The 4753-nt window shown below is 70.1% G+C and carries 3 protein-coding genes and 1 pseudogene; all 4 read left to right on the forward strand.

The window, feature by feature from the left end; all coding sequences use genetic code 11:
* Window positions 1–164 precede the first annotated feature (164 nt).
* Window positions 165–2000, forward strand: coding sequence for a phosphogluconate dehydratase (edd, locus tag QZ772_RS13160; RefSeq protein ID WP_295526889.1), 1836 nt, complete (start codon window positions 165–167; stop codon window positions 1998–2000).
* A gap of 184 nt (window positions 2001–2184) precedes the next feature.
* The gene (gene eda, locus QZ772_RS13165; protein ID WP_295526891.1) at window positions 2185–2820 is read left to right on the forward strand and encodes a bifunctional 4-hydroxy-2-oxoglutarate aldolase/2-dehydro-3-deoxy-phosphogluconate aldolase; all 636 of its coding nucleotides are present in this window, start codon (window positions 2185–2187) and stop codon (window positions 2818–2820) included.
* A gap of 40 nt (window positions 2821–2860) precedes the next feature.
* Window positions 2861–3598 (forward strand): haloacid dehalogenase type II, encoded by a 738-nt coding sequence (locus tag QZ772_RS13170; RefSeq protein ID WP_295526893.1) that lies wholly within the window; start codon window positions 2861–2863, stop codon window positions 3596–3598.
* 531 nt (window positions 3599–4129) lie between these two features.
* A pseudogene (locus QZ772_RS13175) lies at window positions 4130–4753 on the forward strand (oxidoreductase); the annotation flags it as partial.

Raw genomic sequence — 4753 nt, forward strand, 5'->3', positions numbered from 1 at the left:
AACCTGGGATTCGGTCAACGCGGCGGTCGCCAAGGCCCGCGGCGGAAAGTAAGGCGCGTCGCGACGGCCCGGCGCGCGGGGCGGGCGTTGCAATCCGACGCGCGTGCCGGGCCGGTTGCGACGTACGATTGACTCCGTAGTTTCCCCAGCCCCACGCGCCCGCCATGTCCAGCACCTCCCTGCACCCCACGCTCCACGCCGTCACCGAACGCATCCGCGAAAAAAGCCGTGAGCTGCGCACGGCCTACCTGCAGCAGATCGCCGAGATCGGTGGCCGCCAGCGCGGCTCCGACCGCATGGGCTGCGCCAACGTGGCCCATGCCGTGGCCGGCGTGCCCGCCAACGACAAGCTGCGCATCGTGGCCGAGCGCGCGCCCAACATCGGCATCGTGACGGCCTACAACGACATGCTATCGGCCCACGCGCCTTTCCGCACCTATCCCGAGATCCTCAAGGACGAGGCCCGCAAGCTCGGCGCCACGGCCCAGGTGGCCGGCGGCGTGCCGGCGATGTGCGACGGCGTGACGCAGGGCACGCCGGGCATGGAGCTGTCGCTGTTCAGCCGCGACACCATCGCCATGGGCACCGCCGTGGCACTCACGCACGACATGTTCGATGCCGCGCTCATGCTGGGCATCTGCGACAAGATCGTGCCGGGCCTCCTGATCGGCGCGCTGCACTTCGGCCACCTGCCCACCGTGTTCGTGCCGGCCGGGCCCATGCCCTCGGGCCTGTCGAACAGCGCCAAGGCCAAGGTGCGCGAGCAGGCGGCCCAGGGCCTGGTAGGCCGCGAAGGCCTGATGGAGGCCGAGATGGCTGCCTACCACGACCAGGGCACCTGCACCTTCTACGGCACGGCCAACAGCAACCAGATGCTGATGGAGGCCATGGGCCTGCATGTGCCGGGCACCGCCTTCATCCAGCCGCACGACGGCCTGCGCGAGCACCTCACGCGCGAGGCGGTGCGCACCGTGCTCGGCAAGACGGCGGCCCAGGGCTACGCGGTGCCGCCCATCGGCGAGCTGGTGGACGAGCGCTGCATCGTCAATGCCATGGTGGCGCTGCTGGCCACCGGCGGCTCGACCAACCACCTGATCCACTGGGTGGCGGTGGCCCGGGCGGCCGGCATCCTCATCGACTGGAACGACTTCTCGCAGCTGTCCGACGTGGTGCCGCTGCTGACCCGCGTGTACCCCAACGGCACGGCCGACGTGAATGGCTTCCAGCAGGCGGGCGGCCCCGGCTTCGTGATCCACGAGCTGATGGAGGCGGGCCTGATGCATGCCGACGTGCGCACCGTGCGCCCCGGTGGCTTGGCCGAGTACGCGCAGATCCCGCAGGGCGCCGACGGCGGCGGCCTGCGCTGGGTGCCCGCCTGGCCGTCGAAGGACGTGGACGTGGCGCGCCCCGCCAACAACCCCTTCAGCGCTACCGGCGGGCTCAAGCTGCTCACCGGCAACCTGGGCCGCAGCGTGATCAAGGTGTCGTCGGTGCCCGACGACCGCCATGTGATCGAGGCGCCGGCACAGGTCTTCGACTCGCAGGCCGCGCTGCAGAAGGCCTTCGCGGCCGGCGAGCTGGAGCGCGATGTGGTCTGCGTGGTGCGCTGGCAGGGCCCCCAGGCCAACGGCATGCCCGAGCTGCACAAGCTCACGCCGCCGCTGTCGGTGCTGCAGGGCAAGGGCTTCAAGGTGGCGCTGGTCACCGACGGCCGCATGAGCGGCGCGTCGGGCAAGGTGCCGGCTGCCATCCATGTCTCGCCGGAGGCCGCCGCCGGTGGTCCGCTGGCGAAGGTGCGCGACGGCGACCTGATCCGCCTCGATGCCGTGGCCGGCACGCTGGCCGTGCTGGTGCCCGAGGACGAATGGGCCCAGCGCGAAGCGGCCGTGATGTCGGCCGAGCAGCGCTTCGCCGACGGTCGCGGCCTGGGCCGCGAGCTCTTCGCCGGCATGCGCCGCAACGCCACCACCGCGGAAGAGGGCGCCTGCACTTGGCTCTGAGTCCGCCCCCGTGTTGCCAAATCCGGCCCCGCGACCCGTTCGCCCTGAGCTTGTCGAAGGGCTTTCACACCCGTGTGCCCCGGCTTCGACAGGCTCAGCCTGAACGGTCTGGGGCCGGGTGCCCGCATTGATCCGCGTCCTTCCTCGTTCTGAAACCTTCTTTCGCCTCGCCAAGGTCCCAGCCATGAACCAGACCCTCACCGCCCTCGACGTGATGCACGACGCACCCGTCATTCCCGTCATCGTGTTGCAGGACCCGCAGGACGCCGTGCCCCTGGCCCGCGCGCTGGCGGCCGGCGGCATCCGGATGCTCGAAGTCACCCTGCGTACGCCGGTGGCGCTGGAATGCATCGAGCGCATCGCCAAGGAAGTGCCCGAGGCCGTGGCCGGCGCCGGCACCATCCGCAGCGCGGCCGATGCGCAGGCGGCTGCGCTGGCCGGTGCCCGCTTCGGCGTCAGCCCGGGCTACACACGCGCGGTGGGCAAGGCCTGCCACGACCTGGGCATGCCGCTGCTGCCGGGCGTGGCCACCGGCAGCGAGATCATGATGGCGCAGGAAGATGGCTACCAGCAGCTCAAGTTCTTTCCGGCGCTGCAGGCGGGCGGCGCACCCATGCTCAAGGCCTGGCAGGGCCCCTTCGGCGAGGTGAAGTTCTGCCCCACCGGCGGCATCCATGCGGGCAATGCCGCGGAGTTCCTGGCGCTGGCCAATGTGGCCTGCGTGGGCGGCTCGTGGATCGTGCCGGCCGATGCCATCGCGCAGAAGGACTGGGCCCGCATCGAGACCCTGGCCCGCGAGGCCAAGGCGCTGTCGCGCTGATGCAGGACGCTCGCGCCACAGGGCGCTAGAGTCGCTGGCCATGACTGCATCCAACGTTTTCGATCCCGCCTCCATCGAGGTCATCGCCTTCGACGTCTTCGGCACCGTCGTGGACTGGCACAGCGGCATCGCCGCCGAGGTCGAGCGGCTGCTGCCCGGTACCGACGGCAGCGCCTTCGCCCTGGCCTGGCGCGCCGGCTACCAGCCCGCCATGAAGGCCGTGATGGAGCGCCTGGCCGAAGGCGAGGGCGGCTTCACACTGCTCGACGAGCTGCACCTGAGCATCCTGGAGATCGTGCTGGCCGACTTCTCCATCGGCGCCGAGCGGCTGGACCGCGCGGCCAAGCGCGAACTCAACCGCGCCTGGCACCGGCTGCCGGCCTGGCCCGATGCGGTGGCGGGGCTCACGCGGCTCAAGCGTCGCTACACCATCTGCCCGCTGTCCAACGGCAACATCGGCCTGCTCACCAACATGGCCAAGCGCGCGGGCCTGCCCTGGGACTGCGTGCTCTCGGCCGAGGTCTTCAAGGCCTACAAGCCCGATCCGCGCACCTACCTGGGCGTGGCCGGCGTGTTCGACCTGCCGCCCAACCGCGTGATGCTGGCCGCGGCACACCACAACGACCTGGCGGCCGCGCGTCACTGCGGCCTGGCCACCGCGTACATCGAGCGCCCCGCGGAGTTCGGTGCGGCCCGACCCAAGGATGTATCGCCCCAGCCCGGCAACGATCTACACGTGCGCGATATCGTGCAATTGGCGGCGCTGCTTCGCTGCTGAAGCAAGTGCCGGAAGTCGCCCGCGTGTCAGGCACGGTCGTCCAGGCGTTCGTATGCGGGGAACCCGCCATGGTGGCAACTGCGGCGAAGACTAGGAGTAGCGCAGCGCCGTAAGCACCGCCACCCCTATCAGCATCGCACAGATGACCTTGCCGACGAGCTGTTCTCGCCGGCGCGCTGCAAAACGTTTGTGATCCATGTTCTGAGTCCGAAAAGCGTCGTCCCTCCAACCGATGGCCAGCTTGACGCCCTCGCGAAGCAACGGCATGAACTCGTCGCGGCGTCTGTAGGAGAGTTCTCAGAATTGTGAGGAGAACGTTAACTTGTGGCTTCACTCAAATGAGGTAATCGTGCGATTGGTGTCTGGGGGGGCCACTGACAGCGGGGCGCCATCTGCATTCCCATGAGCAGGCAGGCTTCACCCTCGAAACACCTGCAGGCCGCGCCGGGCGCGCATTGGCCGCACGTCGGCAGCGGGTGGGTGTCTCAGCTAGGCTCTTCGGCTTGCGCCATGCACCAAGGAACCTCCCGGATGAGTCTGCTGTTCGAACCCCTGCGTCTGGGCGCGCTGAGCCTCCCCAACCGCATCGTCATCGCGCCCATGTGCCAGTACTCCGCCGAGGACGGCCGGGCGGCCGACTGGCACCGCATCCACTACGGGCACCTGGCCCTGTCCGGCGCCGGAATGCTGATCCTGGAGGCGACCGCGGTCTCGCCCGAGGGCCGCATCAGCCCGGCCGATCTGGGTCTCTACGACGAGGCGACCGAAGCGGCGATGGCCGACATGCTCCGCACGGTACGTGGGCACTCCAACATGCCGATCGCCGTGCAACTGGCCCATGCCGGGCGCAAGGCCTCCAGCCGCGCGCCCTGGGACGGCGGCAGCCAGCTGCGGCCCGACGAGCCCGGCGGCTGGCTGGCGGTGGCGCCCAGCGCCCTGTCGCACAGCGAGGGCGAGGTGCCGCCGGCGGCGCTCGACGAGGCCGGCCTGGCCAAGGTCCGCGACGACTTCGTGGCCGCTGCGCGGCGCGCCGTGCGCGTGGGGTTGCAGGGCATCGAGCTGCATGCGGCCCACGGCTACCTGCTGCATCAGTTCCTGTCTCCATTGGCCAATGCGCGCAGCGACGGCTATGGCGGCAGCCTGGAGAAGCGCATG

Source organism: uncultured Pseudacidovorax sp. (genome assembly GCF_913773995.1).
Taxonomy (GTDB): Bacteria; Pseudomonadota; Gammaproteobacteria; order Burkholderiales; family Burkholderiaceae_C; genus Xenophilus.